Source organism: Paenibacillus sp. MY03 (assembly GCF_002165585.1).
Lineage (GTDB): Bacteria > Bacillota > Bacilli > Paenibacillales > Paenibacillaceae > Pristimantibacillus > Pristimantibacillus agaridevorans.
Genome location: NZ_MXQD01000004.1, coordinates 51942 through 77408, shown reverse-complemented (window position 1 = coordinate 77408; position 25467 = coordinate 51942). Strand labels below are relative to the sequence as shown.

General features: G+C 52.9%; 23 protein-coding genes. 20 read left to right on the top strand and 3 right to left on the bottom strand.

Annotation, left to right across the window (positions count from 1 at the left end; genetic code table 11):
• Nucleotides 1-11: 11 nt before the first annotated feature.
• From B1748_RS03010 to B1748_RS02950, 13 genes are all read left to right on the top strand, one after another.
• Nucleotides 12-893, top strand: a complete 882-nt coding sequence (locus B1748_RS03010) for a carbohydrate ABC transporter permease (protein ID WP_087566394.1) — start codon at nucleotides 12-14, stop codon at nucleotides 891-893.
• Nucleotides 890-2098 (top strand): M20 family metallopeptidase, encoded by a 1209-nt coding sequence (locus B1748_RS03005; protein WP_087566393.1) that lies wholly within the window; start codon nucleotides 890-892, stop codon nucleotides 2096-2098. The genes B1748_RS03010 and B1748_RS03005 overlap by 4 nt, the downstream gene beginning before the upstream one ends.
• Before the next feature lie 21 nt (nucleotides 2099-2119).
• Nucleotides 2120-2524 carry a RidA family protein gene (locus B1748_RS03000; RefSeq protein ID WP_087566392.1) on the top strand — a complete coding sequence of 135 codons (405 nt, stop codon included), beginning with the start codon at nucleotides 2120-2122 and terminating at the stop codon, nucleotides 2522-2524.
• Entirely contained in the window at nucleotides 2521-3258 is a 738-nt protein-coding gene (locus tag B1748_RS02995; RefSeq protein ID WP_087566391.1) for an MBL fold metallo-hydrolase, read from the top strand. Before B1748_RS03000 ends, B1748_RS02995 begins: the two co-directional genes overlap by 4 nt.
• A 30-nt stretch (nucleotides 3259-3288) precedes the next feature.
• Nucleotides 3289-4428: an aminotransferase class V-fold PLP-dependent enzyme gene (locus B1748_RS02990; RefSeq protein ID WP_087566390.1), complete on the top strand. Its 1140-nt coding sequence runs from the start codon at nucleotides 3289-3291 to the stop codon at nucleotides 4426-4428.
• Complete coding sequence (locus B1748_RS02985; protein ID WP_256975501.1) at nucleotides 4425-5468, top strand: zinc-dependent alcohol dehydrogenase; 1044 nt, start codon at nucleotides 4425-4427, stop codon at nucleotides 5466-5468. The genes B1748_RS02990 and B1748_RS02985 overlap by 4 nt, the downstream gene beginning before the upstream one ends.
• Nucleotides 5465-6499: a Gfo/Idh/MocA family protein gene (locus tag B1748_RS02980; protein WP_087566389.1), complete on the top strand. Its 1035-nt coding sequence runs from the start codon at nucleotides 5465-5467 to the stop codon at nucleotides 6497-6499. Before B1748_RS02985 ends, B1748_RS02980 begins: the two co-directional genes overlap by 4 nt.
• Before the next feature lie 3 nt (nucleotides 6500-6502).
• The gene (locus B1748_RS02975) at nucleotides 6503-7606 is read left to right on the top strand and encodes a Gfo/Idh/MocA family protein (protein ID WP_256975500.1); all 1104 of its coding nucleotides are present in this window, start codon (nucleotides 6503-6505) and stop codon (nucleotides 7604-7606) included.
• Nucleotides 7603-9711: an alpha-amylase family protein gene (locus B1748_RS02970; RefSeq protein ID WP_179215347.1), complete on the top strand. Its 2109-nt coding sequence runs from the start codon at nucleotides 7603-7605 to the stop codon at nucleotides 9709-9711. Before B1748_RS02975 ends, B1748_RS02970 begins: the two co-directional genes overlap by 4 nt.
• Nucleotides 9708-9848, top strand: a complete 141-nt coding sequence (locus B1748_RS36705) for a hypothetical protein (protein WP_179215346.1) — start codon at nucleotides 9708-9710, stop codon at nucleotides 9846-9848. The genes B1748_RS02970 and B1748_RS36705 overlap by 4 nt, the downstream gene beginning before the upstream one ends.
• Before the next feature lie 24 nt (nucleotides 9849-9872).
• Complete coding sequence (locus B1748_RS02965) at nucleotides 9873-10535, top strand: sugar phosphate isomerase/epimerase family protein (protein WP_087566387.1); 663 nt, start codon at nucleotides 9873-9875, stop codon at nucleotides 10533-10535.
• Nucleotides 10536-10589: 54 nt separating this feature from the next.
• The gene (locus B1748_RS02960) at nucleotides 10590-11489 is read left to right on the top strand and encodes a fumarylacetoacetate hydrolase family protein (RefSeq protein ID WP_087566386.1); all 900 of its coding nucleotides are present in this window, start codon (nucleotides 10590-10592) and stop codon (nucleotides 11487-11489) included.
• A gap of 215 nt (nucleotides 11490-11704) precedes the next feature.
• The gene (locus tag B1748_RS02950) at nucleotides 11705-12655 is read left to right on the top strand and encodes a sugar phosphate isomerase family (protein ID WP_087566384.1); all 951 of its coding nucleotides are present in this window, start codon (nucleotides 11705-11707) and stop codon (nucleotides 12653-12655) included.
• A gap of 98 nt (nucleotides 12656-12753) precedes the next feature.
• On the opposite strand, the gene B1748_RS02945 is transcribed toward B1748_RS02950, so the two are convergent.
• Nucleotides 12754-13653 (bottom strand): AraC family transcriptional regulator, encoded by a 900-nt coding sequence (locus B1748_RS02945; RefSeq protein ID WP_087566383.1) that lies wholly within the window; start codon nucleotides 13651-13653, stop codon nucleotides 12754-12756.
• A 174-nt stretch (nucleotides 13654-13827) separates the two neighbouring features.
• On the opposite strand from B1748_RS02945, the gene B1748_RS02940 reads away from it, so the two are divergent.
• Entirely contained in the window at nucleotides 13828-14538 is a 711-nt protein-coding gene (locus B1748_RS02940) for a PIG-L deacetylase family protein (RefSeq protein WP_087566382.1), read from the top strand.
• Between the two features lie 223 nt (nucleotides 14539-14761).
• Nucleotides 14762-15328: a Uma2 family endonuclease gene (locus B1748_RS02935; RefSeq protein ID WP_087566381.1), complete on the top strand. Its 567-nt coding sequence runs from the start codon at nucleotides 14762-14764 to the stop codon at nucleotides 15326-15328.
• Between the two features lie 228 nt (nucleotides 15329-15556).
• Here the strand turns inward: B1748_RS02935 and B1748_RS02930 are convergent, their stop codons facing one another.
• Nucleotides 15557-16303, bottom strand: a complete 747-nt coding sequence (locus B1748_RS02930) for a glycoside hydrolase family 16 protein (RefSeq protein ID WP_087566380.1) — start codon at nucleotides 16301-16303, stop codon at nucleotides 15557-15559.
• Between the two features lie 147 nt (nucleotides 16304-16450).
• On the opposite strand from B1748_RS02930, the gene B1748_RS02925 reads away from it, so the two are divergent.
• The 5 genes from B1748_RS02925 (at nucleotide 16451) to B1748_RS02905 (ending at nucleotide 23579) form a co-directional block, all read left to right on the top strand.
• Complete coding sequence (locus B1748_RS02925; protein ID WP_087566379.1) at nucleotides 16451-17371, top strand: ABC transporter permease; 921 nt, start codon at nucleotides 16451-16453, stop codon at nucleotides 17369-17371.
• A 66-nt stretch (nucleotides 17372-17437) separates the two neighbouring features.
• Nucleotides 17438-18319, top strand: a complete 882-nt coding sequence (locus B1748_RS02920; RefSeq protein ID WP_087566378.1) for a carbohydrate ABC transporter permease — start codon at nucleotides 17438-17440, stop codon at nucleotides 18317-18319.
• Nucleotides 18320-18406: 87 nt separating this feature from the next.
• Nucleotides 18407-20071 carry an extracellular solute-binding protein gene (locus B1748_RS02915; protein ID WP_087566377.1) on the top strand — a complete coding sequence of 555 codons (1665 nt, stop codon included), beginning with the start codon at nucleotides 18407-18409 and terminating at the stop codon, nucleotides 20069-20071.
• A 91-nt stretch (nucleotides 20072-20162) separates the two neighbouring features.
• Nucleotides 20163-22001, top strand: coding sequence for a sensor histidine kinase (locus tag B1748_RS02910; RefSeq protein WP_087566376.1), 1839 nt, complete (start codon nucleotides 20163-20165; stop codon nucleotides 21999-22001).
• A gap of 3 nt (nucleotides 22002-22004) precedes the next feature.
• Nucleotides 22005-23579: a response regulator gene (locus B1748_RS02905; protein WP_087566375.1), complete on the top strand. Its 1575-nt coding sequence runs from the start codon at nucleotides 22005-22007 to the stop codon at nucleotides 23577-23579.
• A 30-nt stretch (nucleotides 23580-23609) separates the two neighbouring features.
• Here the strand turns inward: B1748_RS02905 and B1748_RS02900 are convergent, their stop codons facing one another.
• On the bottom strand, nucleotides 23610-25205 hold the full coding sequence (locus B1748_RS02900; RefSeq protein ID WP_087566374.1) for an alkaline phosphatase family protein: 1596 nt from the start codon (nucleotides 25203-25205) through the stop codon (nucleotides 23610-23612).
• Nucleotides 25206-25467: the final 262 nt, after the last annotated feature.

The window sequence follows — 25467 nt, the reverse complement described above, 5'->3', positions numbered from 1 at the left end:
GAGGATTCGGCATGCATTACACTACAAGACCTATGCGGGTGTTCCAATGGTTCAACGCGTTCTTGCTTGGTCTGCTCGCATTGCTGTGCGTACTTCCCATTATTCATATTCTGGCCGTATCCTTCAGTTCAAGCGCCGCTGCCACAGCAGGCCTTGTTCGATTCTGGCCGATAGACTTCAATGTGAAGTCTTATGAATTCGTGCTCAGCTCGGGACTATTTTTGAAGTCGTTGCTTGTTACTCTGGAACGGGTGGGCATCGGCGTTGCCGTCAATATGCTTCTGACGCTGATTACGGCATATCCGCTCTCCAAAGACAGCGAACGTTTCAAGCAACGCACGATATACACCTGGTTCATGTTGGTGACCATTCTGTTTAGCGGCGGAATCGTCCCCTTGTTCATGATTGTCAGGGAGACGGGAATCATGGGTTCGATCTGGGCGCTTATTTTGCCGGGAGCGGTGCCCGTATTCAATGTCATTTTGCTGCTTAATTTCTTCCGCAATCTTCCGAAGGAGCTGGAGGAAGCAGCTTTTATCGACGGAGCGGGCCATATGTCCACTTTGTTTCGGATATTCGTACCGCTATCTCTTCCGGCGTTGGCGACCATTGGTCTGCTAACGGTCGTAAACCACTGGAACGCTTGGTTCGACGGACTGATCTTTATGAACTCGCCGGATCGTTACCCGCTGCAAAGTTATCTGCAGACGATCATTATCCAGCGCGACTATTCGAACATGACGGAGCAGGATCTCAAGACGATGCAGCTTATATCCGACCGCACGATCAAGTCGGCTCAGATCTTCCTCGGCGCGTTGCCCATCTTGCTTCTTTATCCTTTCCTGCAAAAGTACTTCGTGACCGGCATCACGCTTGGGAGCGTGAAGGAATGATGAGCAACAACATAGAGGCGGTTGGCGGAGCGGGGGCTGTAGCTGGTTTTACGGGAAATCATCCGGTGCTGGAAATACTGGAGGATTTGGTCCGCATTAACAGTGTCAATCCCTACTACGAAGAGGGATCTCCCGGCGAGTCGGACGTTGCATGTTATGTGGAAGAACGCATGAGGCGAGCCGGCATCCCCGTACGTCGGCAGCAGGTATTCGCGGGACGCTGGAATGTAGTCGCCGAGCTGAGCGTCGGCAAGCCGGAACGCGCCCTGCTGTTCGAATCCCATATGGATACCGTTCCGGCCGGTTCGATGGAAAAGGCGTTCGAGCCGCAGATTCGGGACGGCCGCCTGTATGGCAGAGGAGCCTGCGACACGAAAGCGACGCTCGCAGGGATGATATGGGCGATCGAATATTGGGCGGCAAGACGAGATTCGTTGCCGCGCGATCTGGTGTTATGCGCGGCTGTAGACGAAGAAGCTGCCTTTCGCGGCGTATTGCGATTTCTGGAGGAGGATCGGGAGCATCGATTGGCAGGCGCGGTTGTCGGCGAACCGACCGAACTGCGCGTCGTATCAGCAACTAAAGGCTGCGCGCGCTTCGCGGTCGAGACCAGAGGCAAAGCCGCCCACAGCTCGATGCCCGAGGAAGGTGACAACGCCATATACCGGATGTTGGCGGTATTATCCTATATCCGCGATCGGGAGGCGCCGCGGCTTGAGGGGTTATCGCATCCTCTATGCGGTCGGGCATCGATCTCGGTCGGCACCATCGAGAGCGGCGGTCAGATCAATATCGTGCCCGAACGCTGCGAGATTCAAGTCGACCGGCGAATATTGCCCGGCGAGCAGCCGGACGTCGTGCGGGAGCAATTTAAGCAGGCGCTCGGCGCCGTTCTTCCTTCCGACACCGTATTCGAGGTTCGCGAGCTGCTGTCGGATTGGGCGCTCGATACGGACCCGCAGGCCGCGATCGTGAGGGAAGCCCTTCAGGTTGCCGGGAAGCTTGGACTCGCCACGGAAGCTGTCGGCGTACCTTACGGCACGGATGCAAGCAAGCTCCAGCAACTTGGAGGCATACCAAGCATCGTCTTCGGACCCGGTTCGATTGCGCAAGCGCATTCCAAGCACGAATGGGTCGATCTTGAAGAAGTGGTACAGGCAGCAGCATTTTACGCAACACTGGCAGGCGTTCAATCCGCCGAATGACAAAAAGGAGTGAAATCGAACATGCGCAAGCAAATCATCGTCACGGATAAGGCACCGAAGCCAAGCGGCGCGTACGCGCAAGCCGTGAAGCTGGGGAATATGGTATATGTCTCGGGAACGTGCCCGTTCGATCTGGAGACGGGATCGGTCCTGGCACCCGGCGATGTGGCCAAGCAGACGGCCATTGTCCTTGATTATATGAAGGAAATCCTTGAGGAAGCGGGCTCATCGCTGGAACATGTTGTCAAAGTGACGGCCTTCCTGGACGATCTGGACGGATTCAAAGCCTACAACGAAGTTTATTCCGGTTATTTCGAGCACGAACCGCCGGCCAGAAGCACCGTCGAAATCGTCAAGTTCCCGCCTGGCATGACCGTCGAGATCGAGTGCATCGCCTACATGGACGAGGAGGAGACAGGACATTGAAGCTAAGGGAAGGTCTGTGGCTGGTCGGCAGCGGACAATTCGGCTTTGAGATGACGCATAGACTGGACTGCAACATCTACCTGATCGGCGACGGCGACGAATATGCGCTGATCGATGCCGGCGCCGGCGCGGATACGGAGCTGCTGTTGAGTTCCATAGCATCGACCGGCGTTCCCGCCTCCCGTATCCGCAAGCTGTTGTTGACTCACGCGCATGCCGATCATGCCGCGGGAGCGGCGGCTCTCCGGCAACGGCTCGATCTTTGGACGATCGCGTCGAAAGATGCCGGACCGTGGATCGAATCCGCCGACATCGACAGAACGAGTATCGGGGCAGCGGTGTTTGCAGGCGTCTACCCTCCGGATTATTTATACCCGCCTTGTCCGATCGACGAAACTGTAAGCGACGGGGATATCATTAAGGTTGGCGCGCTTTCGCTGAAGGTGATAGAGACGCCGGGACATGCCCGGGGACATATCGGCTTTGCTTTGGACGAAGGCGACGGCATGTCCTTGTTCGCGGGAGACGCCATATTTGCGGGCGGCAAAATCGTACTGCAGCAAATTTGGGATTGCGAGATCGACGCTTATGCCCGAACGATAGCCAGGCTTAACGATCTGCGAATCAAACGATTGTACCCGGGCCACGGTCCATTTCTGTTATCGGCGGCTGACCGGCATATCGCCAAAGCATACGACTGCTTCGAGAAGCTCGAGCTTCCCCCGAATTTATAATCCAGAATGAAATGCTAGGAGCGAGAGCAGATGGAATCATTAATAAGCAAAAAAATGTTCGAAAATATCGGCGATCGTGTGTGGTTCTACAACGGGGCGGAATCGCCGCCTCTCAAAGGGAGCGTTGACGCGGTCAGGCGCTATATGGAGCACCGAAGCTACGGTCCGGGCGGCAGAAGCTCGAATGCGGAGGTTGAGGATTCTTGCAAGTCGAATCTGGCGAAGATGCTCGGAGGCCAGCCCAATCAAATCGCGCTGCTGTCCAATTCGTCCGATGTCATCTCCATGATTGCAGGAGCTTTAGGTCTCAAGGCCGGCGACAACGTAGTTGTCAACAAGCTGGAGTTTCCTTCCGGCATTTTGCCTTGGCTGGTGCTTCAGGAGGCCGGCGTCGAGGTGAGGTTCGTAGATCATGTCAATTGGCGCGTGTCGCCGGAGGACATCCTGTCGCGCGTTGACGCAAGGACGCGAATTGTCGTCTCCAGCCATGTCAGCTATCTCTCGGGGGCGAAGCTGGACTATAAGGAACTGTATCGCGCGCTCAAACAGACGGATACGCTGCTGATGCTCGATGCGACCCAGTCGCTCGGCATTACGGCTGTAGATATCAATGAGACCGACTTTGTGGTCTGCAGCTCCTATAAGTGGCTGCTTGGCATACACGGTCTGGGCATTCTCGGCATTAATCCGGCACGGACGAGCGATTTTATGCCAAGAGCGGTCGGCTGGAGAGGCGTGACGGACATGTTCAGCCCCCTTCGCGACGGAAGCTATCGCTTCCAGCCGGATGCCAGACGATTCGAGACGGGATATCCGAGTTATCCTTGCGTATATGCGCTTGACTACTCGACCCGGCTGCTGCTTGACACGGGCATCCCGCTTATCGAAGATCATGTGCTCGGTCTTGGCGCCGAGCTGATAAGCAAGCTGGAAGCGGCAGGCTACGAACTGATGACGCCGCGGGAACCCGAATTCCGCGCGGGCAATATATGCGTCGTCAGCGACCAGGGGGAGGAGATCTCCGCGGAGCTGGAGCGGCAAGGCATCTATCTGTGGGGCGGGGACGGCCGGTTCAGGGCGTCGGTCCATGCCTTTAACGACAGCGCCGATGTGGATCGGCTCATAGCCGGCTTGTCGGCGATCCATTCGAAAGGGGAGGCAATCTTATGATGAAAACGGCGGTATGGACGGCCCCCGAGAGTATCGTCATCGAAGAGAGATCCGTTCCCGAGCCTGGAACGGGAGAAGTGCGGCTGCGGGTAGAAGCGGTAGGAATTTGCGGCTCGGAGCTGGAAGGATATTTGGGCCATAACAGCTTGCGCGTGCCCCCGCTCGTTATGGGGCATGAAGCAAGCGGCGTTGTGGAAGCGGTTGGCCCGGGAGCTGGACGGTATTCTGTCGGCCAGCGCGCAGTTATTAATCCGTTGCTGTTCTGCGGCAGCTGCCGCAGCTGCTTGAGCGGCTTGACGCAGCTTTGCGCCAAGCGGCAGATCATCGGCATTCACAGACCCGGCGCCTTCGCCGAATACGTTGTTGTGCCCGAATCGGCAATCGTGCCGATCTCGGACGGATTATCCGCCGAACGCGCCAGTTTGGCCGAACCGCTTGCTTGTTCGCTGCGCGCGGCGAGACGCGCGATGGAAAGGCATCCGTTCTCGGCCGTTGCCGTGCTTGGCGCGGGAGGGATCGGTATCCTGAGCGCGATGGTTGCCCGCATTTTGGGCGCTTCCGACGTTCTCGTCGCCGATACGAACGAGGAACGGCTCACGATGGTGCGAGGCCTTGGCTTTAACCTGACCGCGAATCCGAAGACGGAATCGCTCGAAGATGCGGTGCGCCGCCATTTCGCCGAGAAAGGCATCGATGTGGTTATCGATGCCGCCGGATTCCAGCCGACGCGAGAAAGTGCCCTGCGATCCGTTAACCCGGGCGGGACGTTTATGAATATCGGTCTCGGCATCGATGAGACGCGACTGCCAATCAATCACTTGGTCCGCAGTGAAATCGCCATTCTCGGTTCCTTCTGCTATACCGCCAGAGACTTTGCGGACGCGGTCGATTTGCTTGAGCAGGGCAAGATCACGGAGGAAGGCTGGACCGAGATCTGCCGGCTCGAGGATGCGGACCGGGCGTTTAAGATGCTGGTCGGCGGCAAGGTAAGCAGCGGCAAAATTACGATGAAGCTTAACGAAAAGGGGGGGCTGGCATGAATAAGCTGCGCGTAGGCGTGATCGGTTTGGGCAACTGGGGGATGTGCCACCTCGAAGCTTTCCGGTGTCTGCCGCAAGTCGAGATTGTCGCCGTATGCGACAATCGTCCAGAAAGACGGGAACTGGCGGAGCAGCGTTTCCCTCAGGCGGCTATATACGCTTCGTATGAAGAGCTGTTGTCGAGAGACGACTTGGACCTCGTGAGCGTCGTTACCTATGAGAAAGAGCATCTGGCACCGACTCTGGCGGCGCTTGCATCCGGCAAACACGTCATCGTCGAGAAACCCGTCTCCACATTGCCGGAGGAGGCGCGCCGCATGTTCGATGCCGCGCGGGTCGCAGGGAGACATGTGCTACCGGGACATTTGCTGCGCTTCGATCCAAGGTACGCGGAGATTAAGCGCCGGATAACAGATGGCGGAGTTGGCAAGCCGGTCAGCATGTTCTTTAAGCGATCGCGGGAGCATTCGCTCTTCGAAACCTATAAGCGGACGCATACGGTCTACGAGCTGTCGGTCCACGACCTGGATTTGGCTATCTGGTATGCGGGAAGCCGAGTCGTCTCCGTTCGGGCGCAAGGCTGCTATATTGAAGGGGTCGAGGCGCCGGAGGTGTTGTGGTCGACGCTTGTCTTCGAAAACGGCGCGATAGCGGTTCTCCACAGCAATTGGATGACTCCGGATGCTGCAGGGATAGCGATTGTCGACCAGGTGGAGGTCATCGGAACAGAAGGCGTGGCGCATTTCGAGACGTCAGGATCTGGATTGCAGGTATGGAACGACGGCGGAAGACGCACGACCGAATTTGCCATCCATCATGAGTTCAACGGCAAAGTATATGGCGCCCTACGCGATCAGCTCGGTTATATCGCTGACGGCTTGCTCGCAGGCGGACAGGGATTGGACTACCTGTCGTTCGACGATGCGATTCATGGCTCGGAGGTTGCCGCCGCTATCGTCGAAGCTTGCGCGACCGGACGGGAAGTTAGCGTTGCGGGAACGCCATCCGACTCCCAGTATAGGAGGGTATAGACCATGACCAACGGGCAAAGCTTGCCGGAGAGCGGCAAGGATCATACCGCATCCACGACGGATGCGACCGGGACGAAGATATGGAAGGGGGCTCTGATCGGAATCGGGTTTATGGGCCGCGTTCACCTGGCGCAATACCAACGCCTGGAGCGCGAGGGAGCCCCGGTGCGTTTGCAAGCGATCTGCGATATCGATGCCCGCAAGTTCGACAACGTGTTTGTCGAAGGCAACCTTAATGAATCGTTCGAGCGCATCGACTTTTCGCCCTATCGCCTCTACACGGATATAGGCGAGCTGCTGGAGCGCGAGGAGCTTGATTTTGTGGATATCGCGCTGCCGACCGATTTGCATGCCGCAACGGCGATCCGGGCTATGGAGCGCGGTCTGCACGTGCTGTGCGAAAAACCGATGGCTCTAGGCGCGGACGAAGCGTCCGCCATGGCTCAGACGTCGGCGAGAACGGGCACAACGCTGATGGTAGCGCAGGTGCTGAGGTTCTGGCCCGCTTACGAGTATTTGAAAAATTGTACGGGGCAGCGCCGTTATGGAGATACGCTGGCAGCGACGTTTTTCCGCGGCGGAGATACTCCTGTCTGGTCGCATGACAACTGGATGCTTCGCGAAGCCCGTAGCGGCGGCAGCCTGCTCGACCAGCATGTGCACGACGTAGATTTGATCAATTGGCTGTACGGACAGCCGGAGAGCGTATCCTGCGTGGGCCGCAATGTGCTGCCGGGCAGCGGGTACGACATCGTCTCGACGCATTATCGTTACGCGGACGGCAAGGTTGTGCTTGCGCAGGATGACTGGACGTTAAAGGGGGCCTTCGGTTTCGAGATGAGCTACAGAGTCAATTTCGAACGGGGCTGCCTCGTTTTCGAGCATGGCATTCTTACCGATTATCCGGCCGAAGGAGAGGCGATCAAGCCCGAGCTGGATGAGGATGCCGGCTTTTACCGCGAGCTTCGTTACTTCGTCGAGATATTGTCTGCCGGAGACGAACCCGAGCGCTGCATGCCTGCGGATACTCTCGGCACGATCCGCATTGCCGAGGCGGAGCTTGCCTCCGCCAGAAAACAGGGAGAATGGGTGGCAGTATCAATATGAAGGAGCCCTGGTACCGAAGCAGTTATCGTCGCAACTTGATCGATATGCACATACCGGACGACGACATTCGTTTCATGGCGGATTTTGACGCCGCGCGTTATGTCGAGCTGTTAAAGACGGCTCGCGTCGATACGGCGATGGTGTACGCCTCTTCTTGTCTCGGACTGTGCTATTGGCCGACGCCGCGCGGCAGGATGCATGCCGGCCTCGGCGAGATCGATCTTATCGGAGAGGTCACGGCAGCTTGCCGGGAAGCGGGAATCCGTACGGTGGTCTACATGAATTACTGGAATAAATGGGCCTACGACAACCACCCCGACTGGCGCTTTGTTTCGGCGGACGGCCTGAACACGGCGGAATATTTGTGGGACCGCGGACGCTTTGGCGTCTGCTGCTTCAATACGCCGTATGGCGAGCATCTCCGTTCGCAGATCGAAGATTTATGCCGCAATTATTCGTTCGACGGGCTGTGGATCGATATGATCCACTGGCCGTATTCTCCCTGCCATTGCGGAGCGTGCAAGGCAAGATATATGGCGGAGACGCAGCGCGAGATTCCGCGAACGGTTGATTGGAGCGACCCGGATTGGGTCGCATGGCAGCGTACGCGCGAGAGCTGGCTGGCCGATTATGCAGGCAGCCTGACGGAGCTCGCCAAGCGGGTTAAACCGGGAGTGACGGTGGGCCAGCAGAGTTCATCCTGGTCGGTTGGCTGGCAGAACGGGCTCACCGAAGCTTTCTTTCGACATACGGACTACTGCAGCGGCGATTTCTATGGAGACGCGCTGCTGCAAACCTTCACCTGCAAGGCGCTCGACAATCTGTCGGAGAACCGGCCTTTCGAGTTCATGACGTCTCGTTGTCCCGATCTGACCGAACATACAACGACCAAATCGAAAGCCTTGCTTCGCGCACAGACCTTCTCCGCCATTTTAAACGGAGGCGCATTTTTGTTTATTGATGCGATCGACCCGACAGGCACTCTCGACGAACGCGTATATGAGACGATGGGCGAAATATACGGCGAGCTCGAGGCTTATGAGCCGTATCTGAATCCCGATGCTGTGCCAATCGCAGACGTGGCGCTTTACTTCAATTTCGAGTCGCTGTACGATCCGGCCGACAACGGCAAGCCCGTGCTTGACGGGTCGATGGACAAACCGCTTATGAAGGCGGCGAAAAACGCGGCCCGGACCCTGATGAACGCCAACATTCCGTATACGGTCATCACGCGGCGCAACCTCGGTGAATTGGACCGTTTCGCCGTCGTCGTCTTGTGTGATCTGCCGGTCGCGGATGATGAAGAGATCGAGGCATTTGCCGCTTATGTTCATGGCGGGGGAGGGCTTTATGCGAGCGGAGCCGGAACCCTGCGACGCAAGGACGGAACCCTGCGCCCGGACTTCGGACTTGCCGCCGTCTTGGGAGTGTCGGATGAAGGTCAAACGGAGGAACCGATCACCTATATGGCTCCAGCGCCGGCATTCGAACACTGGATGCCCCGAAACGATGCAGCCCATCCCATGATGATTGCAGGACCGCAGCGTTTTGTACGGGTGACGACAGGGGAGATTGCGGCGACTTTGACGCTGGCTTATACGAACCCCAAGGACCCGAGCCGCTTTGCATCGGCTATCAGCAATCCGCCGGGCATCGCCACGGAACGTCCGTCGCTGGTGCTGAACGAATATGGCGCAGGCAGAGCCGCCTATTGCGCCGGAGGACTGGAGCAGATGAGCTCCGATGATCATCGGCAGCTGTTTACGCAAGTACTGCGCCGTCTTGCCAACCGGGCATGGACCGCTTCTTCGGACGCTCCGCGGCCAGTCGAAGCCGTCTGGTACCGAGGTGGAGATTCTAACAGCCATACACTGCGAGTGCTTAATTATCAGGAATCGCTGCCGAATATCCCGGTCCGCAATATCGAATTCCGATTAAAATGGGAAGAATCGGCGGGGGCGCGAGTCCTTCTATTGCCGGGGGGCGAACGGCTGACGTCGTCGTATCGGGACGGCGAGCTTGTATTTACGCTGCCGGAACTGGAGACGTTCGCCATGGTGGCGATCGAAGAAGAGAACATGCTTGAGGAGGAATCGGCATCATGAATATCGGTGTAATTAATCAAATTCGCAATGGAGGCGATTGCTTCCGCCATGTAAAGGAATTCGGGCTTGACGTGTGCCAGTTGATGAGCTGGAACCCGAACGAAGCGACGCCGGAGCTGGCGAAGAGCGTCATCTGACACGCCGACGAAGCCGGAGTACGCATCTGCGCGGTATGGGCGGGCGTATCGGGACCAAGCGAGTGGAATTTCACTGGAGGACCGACGACGCTTGGACTTGTTCCGCCGCAATATCGCGACATGCGTGTCAACGAATTGAAGCGCTGGGCCGACTTTGCCGCCATGATCGGCGCGCCTGCCATTATTACGCACTGCGGATTCATCCCGGAAAATATGACCGATCCGGAATATGAGCCGGTCGTGGGCGCGATTCGCGAGGTGGCGGAATATTGCCGGACGCTTGGACTGGAGTTCTGGTTCGAGACGGGTCAAGAGACGCCCGTCGTTCTGCTTCGAACCATTAAACGGGTAGGGACCGACAATCTGGGCATTAATTTCGATCCGGCGAATCTGGTCTTGTACGGCAAGGGCAACCCGCTTGATGCGCTTGACGTGATCGGCCCCTATGTTCGCAATGTGCATGTCAAGGACGGCTTCTATCCAACCGACGGCGAAGCGCTCGGTCGCGAGGTTCGCCCGGGCCAGGGCAAAGTGCGATTTCCCGAATTCGTCGCCAAGCTGGCGAGGAGCGGATTCGCAGGCGAATGGATTATTGAAAGGGAGATCGAGGGCGAAGAACAGGAGCGGGACATTCGCCAAACGATCGGCGATCTGAGGGCATGGCATGATTCGGCCCCATACTTATGAGCCAATCGCAAGTTAACGAAGGCCGATCAACATGAGAAAGAGGGGAAATGCGTCATGAAACTGTTGAATTACAACATCGACGGAGGTCTGAAACTCGGCATATCGACCCACGGGGGCGTGCTGGATGTCGCAGCAGCCGCAGAGGCACTGTTACCTGGAACAACGGTACCGGATACGGCGTCCGAGGCTATTGAGGGCGGTACCCAAACAAGAGCCCTATTGGAATCACTGTTATCCAAGGCGTCTGCCGAAGATCGTCCCGAATGGTGGCTTAACGAAAAGGAACTGCTCCTTGGACCTTGCGTCGATTCGCCGAGCAAAATCATCTGTGTCGGTCTTAATTATCGACAGCACGCAATCGAGACGAATATGGACATCCCCGCGCACCCGGTCCTGTTTAACAAATTCGCCAACGCGCTGGCAGGTTGCGGGGAAGATATCCCTATGCCACCGGACAGCAAGATGATCGATTATGAGGCTGAATTGGCGATTGTGATCGGCAAGCGCGCCAAGAATGTATCCCGAGAGGACGCACTTGCTTACGTTTACGGGTATTGTAATGCAAACGATCTTTCGGCAAGGGATTTTCAGCTTCGCACCTCCCAGTGGATGCTCGGCAAGAGCTGCGACAAATTTGCGCCGCTTGGCCCTTATTTGGTTACGTCCGATGAAGTCGGTGATCCTCAAGCATTGACCATCAAGTGCATCGTCAACGGGGAGATCCGCCAATCGTCAAATACGTCGGATATGATTTTCCGTTGTGAAGAGATCGTCAGTTATATATCCCGCCACATGACACTCATGCCGGGCGATGTTATTTTAACCGGAACGCCCGAGGGCGTCATGATGGGATATCCGGAGGACCGCAGAATTTATCTGCAAGACGGCGACGTGGTCCAGGTGGAGATTGCCAAGCTGGGATCGATAACCAATCGTTTGATTGCGCATGCCTGATAAGGAATTTAATTAAAACAGGCCAATCGAAGTATGGTGAAAGTCGAAAAGGTACAGTCTCTCGTTTTTTGGAGAGCTGTACCTTTTATCCGAAATGCGGACTATTTGCAACGATTAACGGTCCTTTTGCTAAAGAATAATAGATTTGCAGGGGGTACACTGAAGAGGAATGATAGCAGTCTAAAAATCATTTATGAACGGGAGAGTGCTGAAAAATGAATTTCATGCTGACGGTCAAAGGCTCGATGCTGGACGGTTTCTACCCTGCGGGATGGGACATGGATAAAATCGACAGTTGTTGTTCGAACCCTCCAGAATCGATTGTTGAGCGGCAGCCCTTCTGGAATGAGAGATTTGTGCCGTTTTCTTGTTCCGACGTCGGCGAGCTTGATGTAAAAATGGGGCATGAGATTGCGGTTCAAATTCGCAAGAGCAAGGATCAGGGACGGAAAATCGCTTTTATTTTACCGGTTGGCCCAATGGGGATGTACAAATGGGCGGTCTACTTCCTAAAAGAATGGCAAGTAGATTGCAAGCATGTTTACGGGTTTAATATGGACGAATGGAGCGACGAAGAGGGAAGGACATTGCCGTCCGACAATCGGGGCTCTTTTCAATACGCAATGGAGCAAGCGTTCTACGGACCATTAGGCGAATACACCGTGCCTGAGGATCAGAGACATTTTGCGACTGCCGACATGCTGCCGACTTACGCGGAGAGAATTGCCGCTTTAAAGGCGGAAGGCGCTGAGCTCGTCACCGTATTTGGAATTGGCCGAATGATGCATATTGCCTTCTGGGAGCCGCATTTCGGCGGGGAGTTCAGCAATGATGCGGATTGGAGCCAAGCAACGCATAGAATTGCCGCACAGCTCCATCCCCTGACGATAGAACAAAATGCGATAACGAGCTTTAAAAGCCGGACAACGCTGGTGCCATGTCGGGCCAACACGATCGGACCGGGTTTGTTCCTGCAATCCGACTATATCATTGGCGGCTGCGACGGGGCGCTGGGCCGAGGCATGCAGTGGCAAGGGTTATCCCTGTGGACAACATTGCGCCATGGTCCGGACCGCTGGCTGCCATCGACATTTATGCCGACTTTACCGGGCAAGCTGTTTTTCTTAAAGGAGCTCGCCGGACCGCTTGAGGCCGATGTGAACTAAAAAAATCGAAGCAGGTCCTTGAACAACCCATAGATGACACGGATTTCAAGGGCCTGCTATACGTACACCATTCGCAATGCGTTAGCGTGGTTCTTGGATCACATCTTGGCGATAACCGTTTTCGCATATTCCGATGGGGACATGCCCGTGAATAGCTTGAAATGTCTCGAAAAGGTATGAACGCTGCTGTAGTGGAGGAGCTCGGATATTTCAGTAAAATTGTGGCGCTGCTCGCGAATCATTTGTTTGGCTTGATCGATCTTAAGTTTACGATAATGTTTCATGATGCTTTGTCCGGTTTGCGCTTTAAAGATCGTAAGCGCGTGACTCTTGCTTAAGTTAAACGTTTTATAAACTTGTTCAAGCCGAATTTCATCGAACACATGCCGCTCCATATAGTCGCACATTCGCTGTGCCAGCTCGGCTTCGCTTCGTTGTTTTGTCGTTCCCGACAACCGCTGCTCCTGTTTGGTCCGATCGTCATGCTCCCGCAAGCTGATCAGCAACATCTCCAAATAGAGTTTAATCAACTGCTCTGAACCGATCGGCGCATTTGGCCGTCTGTTCAGCGTATGATTTCGCGGATCGTCGAACGGGGGATAAAAAGCGGCAAAGCCGTTTTTAATAATTTGCGCCAGCATTTCCCGCTGACGGGTGTCCAGATTAAAAATTTTATTTTCAAAAAAAGCGATTTCCTTCGAGTGGCATACAAACGAAATAATAATGACGTTTGGCGCTATCTTTCTGTTGGCCCAAACGCCATGAAATTCGTTCGGTTTATGGAAGATGACATCACCCTGCTGCAGGCAGTATCCCTCCATATCGGCAAACACGTCGATCTCGCCCTTGTCTACATACACAAACTCCCAAAAGTCATGTTTCTCTCCTTCGAATTTAAAATTCTTTGAGAATTCGAAATAATGCAGAGATATAATGTCTTTCACTGTAAAAGACTCTTGAAGCCTGGTTCGCACGAAAGGGTCAGTTGCAGCTGACATGGGATTATGACCTCCGTTGACGTTCAATCTATCGTTCTATTATAACATGCTTAAGAGTGGACTAAATGCAACTTTTAAAGGTCTTTTTGCTAAAGAATAATAGATTTGCCGGGAGTACACTGGAGTAGGAGTTGCTGATGCAGCATTTAGAATCAATCTACGGGAGGGAATAAGATGAACGTATTGGCAGTAGGTTGTCATCCGGATGATCTGGAGATCGGCTGTGGAGGCACATTGGCGAAGTTGTCGTCGCAAGGTCATAAGGTAACGATGGTTCATGTGGCCAATGGGGATAAAGGGCATAAGGTGATTCCCCAGGACGAGTTAATTGCGATTCGACGACTGGAAGCGCAAGCGGCAGGTTCCTTGATCGGAGCCGAAGTGATCAGCTTGGATGTGCCGGATTTGTCGGTCAAGGCCGATCATGACGAGCTGATTTTGAAGCTGGTCAAAGTGATTCGCGAGACTAAGCCGGATTATATCATTACACATCCGCCCGAAGACTATATGAAGGATCATATGGAGGTTTCCAAAGCGGTGTTCGATGCCAGCTTTTCGGCGACGGTTCCTCATTACAACAACGAAGAAGGACATGATATCCATCATAAAGTAGCGCCCATCTTTTATATGGATACATTGGCCGGAGTAGGCTTTCTGCCGACAGAATATGTGGATATCTCCGATCATATTGAAGTTAAAATCGAGATGAACAACAAACATGAGAGCCAGATCAAATGGCTGTACGAACATGACGGGATCGATTTTTTGGATTTTGTAAGAACCGTATCCAAGTTTCGCGGACTGCAATGCGGCAAGGCTTATTCGGAAGGCTTCACGAAGTGTCAGGCTTGGCCAAGATTGTCCGCTGAAAGGCTTCTGCCGTAAGAAAGTGGTTAAAGTCATACAACATCAACTTGGAATCAGCTATAACGGCGAATTGTATTTAACTGAAAACAGTGTGAGACGGAAGCCTTTGAAATCAATGATTTCGAGGGCTTTCTGTGATGTTTCGCACCCGGTAGTTGCCAACTGGAACCAGTTCATTCTATTTGAATATCAAGCTGGAATGATATAATAAAATAAGAATGAATGCGAGGAGGTCAGTTGCATGACCAAAGGCAAACCTGAGCGTACTGCCAAGGTTAAGGAACAGCGGGAAAGCTATGATACGCCCGAGAGGTATGAGATCATTGAAGGAATCCGATACGAGTTTCTATCTTCCCCCAAGTACGTTCACCAAAAGATTTTGACAAACTTTCATCTTGCTTTTCACGCTCCTTGTAGTCAAGACGGGGAAATCTTGCTCGCCCCAATGGACGTTCATTTCGACGAAGAGAATATTGTCCAGCCAGATATCATTTTTATTGCCAATGAGAACCTTCACATCATACGGGACGGATTTGTGTTCGGAGTTCCCGATTTGCTTGTAGAAATTCTGTCAGATAGTACGGGACGCAGAGATAAAACGATAAAAAAATCACTTTATGAGAAACACGGTGTTAAAGAATACTGGCTTGCCGATCCAATCTATCGTACGGTAGACCAATTCGTGCTGGAGGGCGGTGAATACCGTTTAGCAGCAACGTTAATCGAAACGGACACTCTTCATTCGCATGCGGTTCCTTGTCTTGTCATCGACCTTGGAGCTATTTTCCCGGAAGATGATCGGCAATAAACCCAACCAAGCATCTCGTTCATCTGCCATGCGACGTCTTCATATCTTCGATCCTATGTACAAAACAACTAGAATGATAAAGCTGGATACGGATAACGTGTATGGCATAACACTTTTTAAATAGGATCGTGATACTTCCGCATGCCTTTCAAGTCCATTGCCTCCGCTACGATGGACTTGGAGGGCATATTTGCGAAAGTCGATTTTAATAGCTGTTCCTCATTCGCTTCATTGATACACCCAAATCCCCGCCACCGTCATAACCGCTGGCAGCGCGCCTTCGTCCACCGCAACATTGTCGTACCACCCGCCTACAGCGAGGTTCAACACGGGATAGAAGGGTTGGTCGAACGGCATGACGCCCGCCTCCATGGCGCGTTCGGCATAACAATGGCCGTCTACGAGCCAGCGGATAGAACGTTCATCCCACTCCAAAACGTAGTCGTGGAACTCCGCGATCGAACCCTTGTCGAATGTATAAGAAAATTCGTCGAGACGCTTGTGATCCCAGTCCTTGCCGTAATGAAGCGTGCCTGACACTTGTTGGGGCAGCCGGCCCCTGGCTTCCATAATGTCGATCTCGCCGGAAGCCGGCCAAGGACCGTAGGCCTGATCTTGCGGCAGAAGCCAGATGGCGGGCCACAATCCTTGTCCGACCGGCAGTCTAGCACGCCCGACGAGCTTGCCGTAACGGAAGGAGAAGTGATCCTTCGTATCGATTCGGGCGGATGTATAGGCGAAGGTTCGACCGTCCGAACTCTCGATAGTCTCGCGGCGCGCGCACAGATTCAGCCCTTCTTCGTCGATGTACAGATTCCCGGCTTGCCCGGTGTAGTATTGCCCTTCCCCGTTGCCCCATCCCGACATTACGGCGTTGCCCTCATTGTCCAGCAGGTCGTTGCCTAGGCGAATATTCCAATCGCTCAGATCCGTGCCTCCCCCCGCAAAATCCTGCTGCCATATAAGCGTGTTCATCGTAAGAAATCCTCCCCTCGAATATTCTCAGCATACTCCATTCCCGCGCAAGATCAACGGAACCTAAAAAAATGGGATAGGGTCAAAAACGGTGGTCTTTTTTTTGCATGCCGAAATGCTTACGATGAAATGGAAGGGGGCAGCAATGTGATCCAATCCAAAACCGGTCAAATGAAAACGTTTTTAAAGCAGTGGCAGCTGCAAAGCATGGTGATCCCGGGCATCGTCTGGATGTTGATTTTCTGTTACATCCCCATGTTCTGGCTCATTATCGGATTTATGGACTACAGTATCGCTAAGCCTATGCTCCAGTCGCCGTTCGTAGGTCTCAAGCACTTCGAGGATTTCGTGACGGACGAGAGATTCTGGCGTTCCATCCGCAATACGCTTGGCATGAGCAGCATCAAGCTGGTGCTCGGCTTCTCGATTCCGATCGTATTTGCCTTGCTGCTCAATGAAATTCGAAGCCTTCGATTTAAACGAACGGTCCAAACGATCTCCTACTTGCCGCATTTTATCGCATGGACGATATTCGGCGGCATTATGCTGAACTGGCTGGGCGAAGGCGGCGTCATCAATCAACTATTTATGGGACTCGGCATTCAGGAACGAGAGATTTTGTATAACAGCGACCCGAAGTACTTCTGGTGGATTACCTTTTTCTCCGACACGCTAAAGGAAACCGGCTGGAGCGCGATTATTTACATCGCGGCCATTGCGGGCATCGACCCTGCGCTGTACGAAGCCGCGGAGCTGGACGGCGCGAACCGCTGGCAGCGCATGTGGCATATTACGATTCAGAGCATCCGTCCGACCATCGCGATCCTGTTTATTCTCGCTGTTGCGGGCATTCTAGGCAGCAATTTCGATCAGATCTTTATGCTAAAAAACAATATGAACATGAAAATGGCGGAAAGTCTGGATTTGTACATCTACAACATGGGACTGGTATCCGGACGACATTCCTTTTCGACGGCCGTCTTGTTTGCCCGCTCCATCGTGGCGCTGGGGCTGCTGTTCCTGGCGAACTACTCGTCCAAAAAACTAACAGGCGACAGCATCTTTTAGGAAGGTAGTTCAAAAAGTCCGCTAACCGAACTTTTTGAACATGAATTTTAAATTGGAGGCAGTGCTATGAACACTAGAAGAATACGACGCATCGGCCTGTTTGAGGTCGTTAATACCGTGCTGATGATAGCGGTATGTTTCATTACGCTGTATCCCATGTGGTTCGTGTTCGCCAACTCGCTGAATGCGCCCGAGCACGCCACGCTGGGCACGGTCAACTGGATTCCGAAAGCGATATCGTTCGACAGCTACCGCGTCGTATTCAGCAATGAAAATATGATGAACGGTTTCTATATCACGACCATGCGGACCGTCATAGGGACAGCCGCCCATGTGCTCTTTACCGCTATCGTGGCGTATGGCTTAAGCAAGACCAACTTGATTGGCCGCAAGATTTATATGAAGATCGCTCTGATCACCATGCTGTTCTCGGGCGGACTGATTCCGACCTTCATTTTGATGACGAAGCTGGGCTTGTACGACAATTTCTGGGTATTTATCATTCCCGCGATGTACACGTTTTTTAACATGGTCATCTTCATGAGCTTCTTCCGCACGATTCCCGACAGTTTGGAGGAATCCGCGAAGGTGGACGGCGCTTCCGATTACGGTGTATTGTTCCGCATCGTGATGCCGAACAGCATGGCGGTTATAGCGACCATCTCGCTTTTCTCCGCAGTCTATCACTGGAACGACTATTATCAGGGCGTCATCTATATTCGAACGCAGGATCTTCTGCCGCTGCAGACCATGTTGTTCAAAATCATCGCGGAAAACTCCATGTCCTTCATGCAGCAGCAAGCGATGGCGCAATTCGGCGCCAGGCTGCCGGGCAATTCGATCAAGTTCGCTTCGATGATGGTGGCCACTTTGCCGATTCTATTGTTTTATCCGTTCATCCAGCGCTATCTGGTCAAGGGCGTCATGATCGGAGCTATCAAAGGGTAAGTGCCGTGCGTCTGTCCAAGCTTGGATTCAGGGGGCGTATGGATCAAATAAAAATATACAGATGACAGAAGAAGGGATGATCAAAAGATGAACAAAAGCACCATAAGAAAAAGCACGGCCCTGGTATTGTCCGCGCTTATGCTGGGCCTAGCCGCCTGCACGAACTCCGGGAACGATCCCGCGCCTACTTCACAGCCGGATTCCAGCACGCAGCCGGAGGCTACTCCCGCGGAGACGGCGCTGAACCCCGACGAACCCGCATGGAGGCTGGACACGAGCCCGGTCGAATTAAGTTGGTTCGTAGGCGCATCCTGGTATCCGCATAGCTGGGGAGAGAGCTTGAATTCCAAGTATATTACGGAGAAAACAGGCGTTAAAGTCAATATCGAGGTTCCGTCGGGCGATGCAAACGAACATATTACGCTCATGATGACTTCCGGCAAGCTGCCTGACCTCATCAGCATGGGATCATGGGAAACTGCCGTCAAAAAGCTGTGGGAAGGCGATCATGTCTATGCTTTAAACGAGCTGGCGGATCAATACGACCCATACTTCTTTAAGGTGGCCGGCGATGGCACGCTCAAGTGGTACCGTCAAGCGAACGGCAACACGTATGGCATTCCGAATGATTCCTACAGTCCTAATCTGATGCATGAGACCGGCATGACGGCTGCAAACCAAACGTTCCTGGTGCGCAAAGATCTCTATGAGGAGATGGGCAAGCCGGATCTGTCTACGCCCGAGGGATTCCTTGGCGCGCTTCAGACGATCAAGGATCAATACTCCGAGTACAAAGGCCAGGCCATCAGTCCTTTCTTCGCTCAAGGCAATGTTCCTTATGGCATGACGGAATATTTGCAGAACCTGTTGGCCGTTCCGCATGAGAAGGATGGCAAAGTCTACGATCGGATTACCGATCCCGATTACGTGAACTGGCTTAAAACGTTCCGCACCGCTTACGAGCGCGGACTCATCAACGTCGATTTCCTCGTGGACTCCGATACGCAGGTGGAGGAGAAAACGAACAACGCCCGCTATTTTATGATGGTTCGCGAATGGAACGGCATGGCGGCCGTAAACCCGATGCTGGCCGCAAGCGCCAACCCGGATTCTTATTATATTGCCGTAGACGGACCGCAGAACAGCAAAGGCGACAGCGCGAAGCTGTTCCCCGGCAATATGGACGGCTGGATGGTTACGATGATCAGCAAATCCGTCAAAAATCCCGAACGCGCTATCCGCTTCCTGACGTACTTGGCCAGCGAAGAAGGACAATTGGACCTGTTCCTCGGCAAAGAAGGCGAAACATGGGATTCCACAAGCGGCAAGCCGCAATTAAAGCCGGAGCTGGTCGAGCTGCTTAGCTCCGATATCGAGAAGCTGGAGAAGGAATACGGCGTGATGGATACGTACTGGATGATGCGCAACCCCGTCATTATTAACCAATGGAGACCGGAGAAGTCGCCCGTCATTAAGCAAATGGAGGACTTCGCCAACGCCCAGGCCGATATTGACAGCGGCATCTACAAGGGGCTGGACCCGCTCGGCGATTCCGAAGTTGCGGTGGCTTGGTCTCGCATCGCCCAAAACTGGGAGGAGGTCCTTCCTGAGCTGATTACGGCCAAGGACAATACCGCTTTCGATAAAATATTCGAAAGCTTCCTGTCCCGCCGCGACAGCTACGGCTTCGCGCAGGTCATGGAGCATCGCCAAGCGGAGCTGGATGCGAGAAAAGCGAAGATGGCGGAATAAGAGTTGCTATTTATTGCCGGCTGCCGGATAGGCAGCCGGTATTCCCCGCTTTCCAACTATGATATATTACTGAAGTGGGGAGGACATCCAAATGAAGGCCGTAAGCATAAAAATAAGGAAAATCTATCGAAATTCCAGCATCTCGCAAAAGCTGTTTCTGGCGTTCAGCGTCATGATCGCCATACCGGCGATTGTCGTATCTTTTTTATTTATCCGCGTGCAGGAATCCCAGTTATACAAGGAAGCGATGTCCGCCGGTAACGGCCATGTCTCACGGATGAGCGAACAGCTGCGGTCCAGAATGGGCATACTTGAAAACGCTTCCTCTACCGCGCTTACGCAGAAGTCTTTTATCGATTTTATCCATTCCAACATGCTCGGGGACGGACTTCGTCTTGTAAAATTCAGGCAGAATCAGTTCGAGCAGATGCATAATATTATCCAGAGCAACGAAATGATCAGCGAGCTCAGCTTTTACGTCGACAATCCGAACGTGCATGAAATTTGGCCGGAAATCTATCATTACGACAAGTTCTGGCCGCAGCAATACTGGACCCGGCTTCGTGATGAGGGAGGATCCTCTTACCAATTGTTTGCCTTTAAGGACGGCGAGCACACATTATCCTATTATCGCCTTGTTCGTCTGCAGGGTCAGGGCGGAAAACGTCCTACAATAATGGAAATTCGGTCGGAGCATCGCGTTTTTTTTGAAGGTATGCTAGAGGAGACGGGGGGAGACTTTTTTTCCGTAGTCATGGACGGAAGGGATCCCGATCGCTTCGTCTACAATCCTCAGCATACATTTTCGCTCCAAGCCGGTGATGAGCTGGGCGACATTCTGAGCGGTATTCATCGGCAGCTGGACGTTCTGCAGAGTCAGGAGCCCATCAAGGTTTATGTCGGCGACCATGCCTATTACGCCTTATATCGTTATATCGCACCGCTCAATGCCTATGTCGTGGATATTGCCTCGCATCAGGATCTGATGAAAGGACCTCGCAACTGGTATTTTCTTGTGGTGGCGGTAACGCTGCTCGTCCTGCTGCTCATGCTGCTGCTCGTATCGCATACGACGAGGCGCATTTTTCGCCGGATGGACCGGGTGCTGATCTCCATGCGCAAGGTTCGCAGGGGACAGTTGGACGCGAAGATCGATCTGGGCCTCGCTGCCGGAGATACCGGCGACGAGATCGACGAGATGGCCATCAGCTACAATAATATGCTGGACGAGATCAAGCAGTTGATGACCCAGGTCGTCGACAAGCAGCTGATTGCCAAAAACGCGCAGCTTCACTCCTTGCATTCGCAGATCAACTCGCATTTTTTGTACAACGCGCTGGAATCCATTCGGATGCTGGCAGAGGTGCGGCGGGAACCCGCGATCGCAGACGCCCTGGTATCATTGGGATCGCTCATGCGTTACAGCATGATGTGGCGCAATGATACGGTGGCCTTAAGCGAGGAGCTTGCCAATATCCAAAGCTACGTCGGGTTTATCAACTTCATGGAGGGCGGAAGCATCTCGCTGTTATCCGACATTCCAAATGAGCTGACGCGGTATGCCATTCCTAAGATGTGCATGCAGCCTATCGTCGAAAACGCCGTGCATCATGGAGCTCCGAGAGGGGGCAGCTTGACCATCGAGATCAGCGCCCGGGTTGAGAACGACAGCATGCTGGTCATTCGGATTCGGGATGACGGAGGCGGAGTCGATCCGGACATACTGGCGGGCTTGCAGGCTGTACTGGAGGGCGAATCGGATACGCCTATCGTTGCAAGCAAGAATGGTCTTGGTCTCGAGAACGTGCACAAACGGCTGCAGCTTCATTACGGCCGGGGCAGCGGCCTCCGGATCGACAGCGAGCAAGGGGCTTACACCTGCGTCACGATAACATTGCCTTGGGCAAACGCCAATCTTGGAGGGTGGTAACCGATGATCTCTATTTTGATCGTGGATGATCAAAAGCATATACGCGACGGTCTGCAAGCCATGCTGAGCCAATTCCCTCTTGGCCTGGAGCAAATTTTTACCGCTGGCAACGGATTGGAGGCGTTGCAGTTGCTGCGCGAACACAGCATTGGGCTCGTCATTACGGATATCCGGATGCCGGATATGGACGGTCTTACGCTGATGGAGCAATGCAAGGAGGAACGGATTCGGGCCGATTTCCTCATCATTAGCGGATATAGCGACTTCGCCTATGCGCAGAAAGCAATCGGGCTGGGCGCCAAAGGTTATCTGCTTAAGCCCGTGAAACGGGAGGATCTGCAGAAGTCGGTAGAGCATGTGCTGCGGGAGGTTTCGACAAGGCAAGCTCTCTCCCGCAATATGAGGCAAGTATCCAGACGGGCCAGAGAGACGGATCGCAAGGAGCTGTATATGTTCATGCAAGGGGCGGTCTATGATGACAGCTGGATAGCCGAAACGGAGGAGCAGAACTCGGAGCTCTGGCGGCAATACCGGCTGTGTCTGCTGCGAGAGGAGCTCTGGATAAACCAGCCGGGAGCCGTCAGCGCCCATGGCATGGAGTCCATTGCGTACGGCGTATATGGCAAGCGAGGGTGTTTGCCTTTGCAGCATCGTCCGCATCTGATTCTCGCGGTCGACGCGGGCGTCGAACCCGGAGCGTTGGCAGCCGCGCTTAAGGGCGGAGGCATCGATGCCGTTGCCGTGATGACGGGACCGCGGCAAGGGTTGAAGGAGCTGCCGGATAGTTATTCGGCGCTTGTGGAGCTGTATCGCCACAGCTATCTGTTCCCGGACAAACGTTGTCTGACGCCGGCACATATCGAGGGATTGGAGCAGCATTGGCAGCTGCCGTACGAAGAGATTTATGCCTTGTTCCAACTTGTCGGCACAAAAAACAGCGGCCAAATCGCCGACGGCATATCCGGATTATTCCACAAGAGCGTCTTGCAGCGTTACCACATTCGTTACACGCAGCAGCTATGCCGCGCCATGGTGGAGATGCTGGACGAATACGAGCGCGTCATCCGTCCCTACCTGGGGGAGGAGGCGCTGGATATCGATTGTCTGCGCAATCTGTTCGACTATCCCGGCATCCGCGATTATATCGGGGCGCTCCAGCAGCAGCTGCTTCGGCTCAACCAGTTTTATTACGAATTCAAGTGCAGCTACCGCAATACGCAGGATCTTAACGAAGCTATTCGTTACATTCACGAGAACTACCATAAGCCGCTGGATCTCGCGATGGTATCCAATCACGTGTCCTTGAATTACGCTTATTTTTCGAATCTGTTCAAGAAAAACGTGGGCAAAGGGTTCGCGGAGTATCTCCGCGACGTTCGTCTGGATAAAGCGCGGCGGCTGCTCGCCGATACCGAACTGAAAATCGTCGAGGTGGCCGACATGGTGGGCTACGAAAGCTATAAAAGCTTTACAAGGACGTTCCGCGACGTGATGGGCATGCAGCCAACGGAATACCGGCAGCAGATCCGGCGGAAGCAGGGAAAGGAAGAAGAGGCATTCCGGGATACGGCGCTTTGACGAGCTAATGCAAAGCCGTTCATGAGACGCCTATTGCTTTGCCAGAAGCTTTAGCAGAAATGATTTTACATCAATGAGCCGCAAGTATTGCGGCTTTTGATCTGTTCCACTAACGATAAGAGGAACCAGGGATTCCGCTTGTCCAAGAGAGCCATGACCTCCACCTCCCTTGTGCGTAGGTGAGCTTGTGCCTGCCAATTCATAACCTGGCTTTGCGGTGACAACCAAATAATTTCCAGGGTGAGAAAATAAAGCTCCCGATAAACGTTGCAATACATCAGGGTAGTGACCGTATTTCAATGTATGATGCTGAGTATTTATTTTCAAATCCAACACTTCCGCATTTTGTTCGACGGTCCATTTTTGTTGGTAGGGATCAATAAGTTTTCCATTGGCTTTAAATCTGAGCTCTTTGGAATTTTCACCTTGAATGGCGTAGATCCACTCCTTTTCCTTCCACGAAATGATATCTATGCGAGGATCAGTTTTTAATAAATCGGCAATGTCTCTTAGCGGTTTGTCCGCTTTAAGATTATAAACGTAAGCCATGGTTTCATTTACCGCGAGTACGATTTCCGTTTCGCCCGTTGCTGTTTCACCCTGAGGCAGAATTTTATAGCCGCTGAAAAAGGAAGGCAAATCGATAACCGGATTTTCTCGTGCAGGCAAGATTTGGGTCATTCCGCTATCTCCAACTAGAATAAAAATCACTTTATCCAAAGCTTCTTTCGGCGAATCGAAGCTTTGCAATAAAGAGTGAAGCTGTTGATCTAATTTCTTGACTCCATCTAGCTCCGAAGGCCCCTTTTTATGGAGTTTTTGATCCAAGTCAGGCAGATAAACATATAAAAAATCGGGCAATTTATTTGCTTCTATTAAATATTTGACGGTTTCAACTGAAAATTGATTGTTTAAACCCATGCGGCTGATTAAACCGTCAGGCATTTTTTTAATGTCTTCAAGCGGATCGGACAATGAACCGAGCGCTAAAAAATCAGGACCTTTGACAGGAATTGTTTTAGGTAAAGAAGCGGGAACCTGGATCCAGGGAGGAATGGTTAAATTATGATCCATGTTGCCCCGATAAATCAAACCGTTAATACTGCCTGATTTCAACCCGAGTCGGGCCAAGTCCTCATAGATGGTAGGCAGTTTTCGGTTTAAGTGGCTGCCATTCAAGTTGACTAACGCATCGACCAACACCGGGTCAACGCCATGCTTAATGACCTCCATCGGTCCGGTTCCATAGTTGATTAGTTTACGATCTTTCATCGAATACCATATCAAACCAGGCACATGATGACGATCCGGATATGCTCCCGTAAGCAGTGAACAATCAATCGTCACGGACATAGTGGGAAAAGAACTAACCACATTTTTATAATATTGACCATTTTCGATTAGAAATTGTATGGTGGGAAGTTCTTTTTGCGCTATGCCTCTATCAATCGCTTGAGCCATTAAGGAATCGATTTGCAGCAAGATTACTTTCTTTGAATCTTCACCTTTAATGGATTTGACCCGGACTAAATCTTGTTCTTTAGGCGCTATTTCCTGCTTTTGGCATCCCAAAGCCATAATCAATGTAAAGATCATCATCAGGAACAGACTCTTTTTTGTTCGCATGATTGAAGTCCGCCAGCCTTTCCATAATATAATTATTATGAATATACTGTTCCATCATCTTACTTTTATACATAGGCGATTTTGCTTTTTTTGCCTGTTGGAACAAGTCAACGGAGGACGTTCCTCAAAATGCCAAAAAATTGGGTTATAACAAAAACAATTGTACCTTTAAGCCCAATTGGCGATTCGATAGAATGAAGATACATCGAAATTGAAAGCGGTTTTCGAACTCAACCCCCGGCTTTTTCCCCCCACGTCCCAG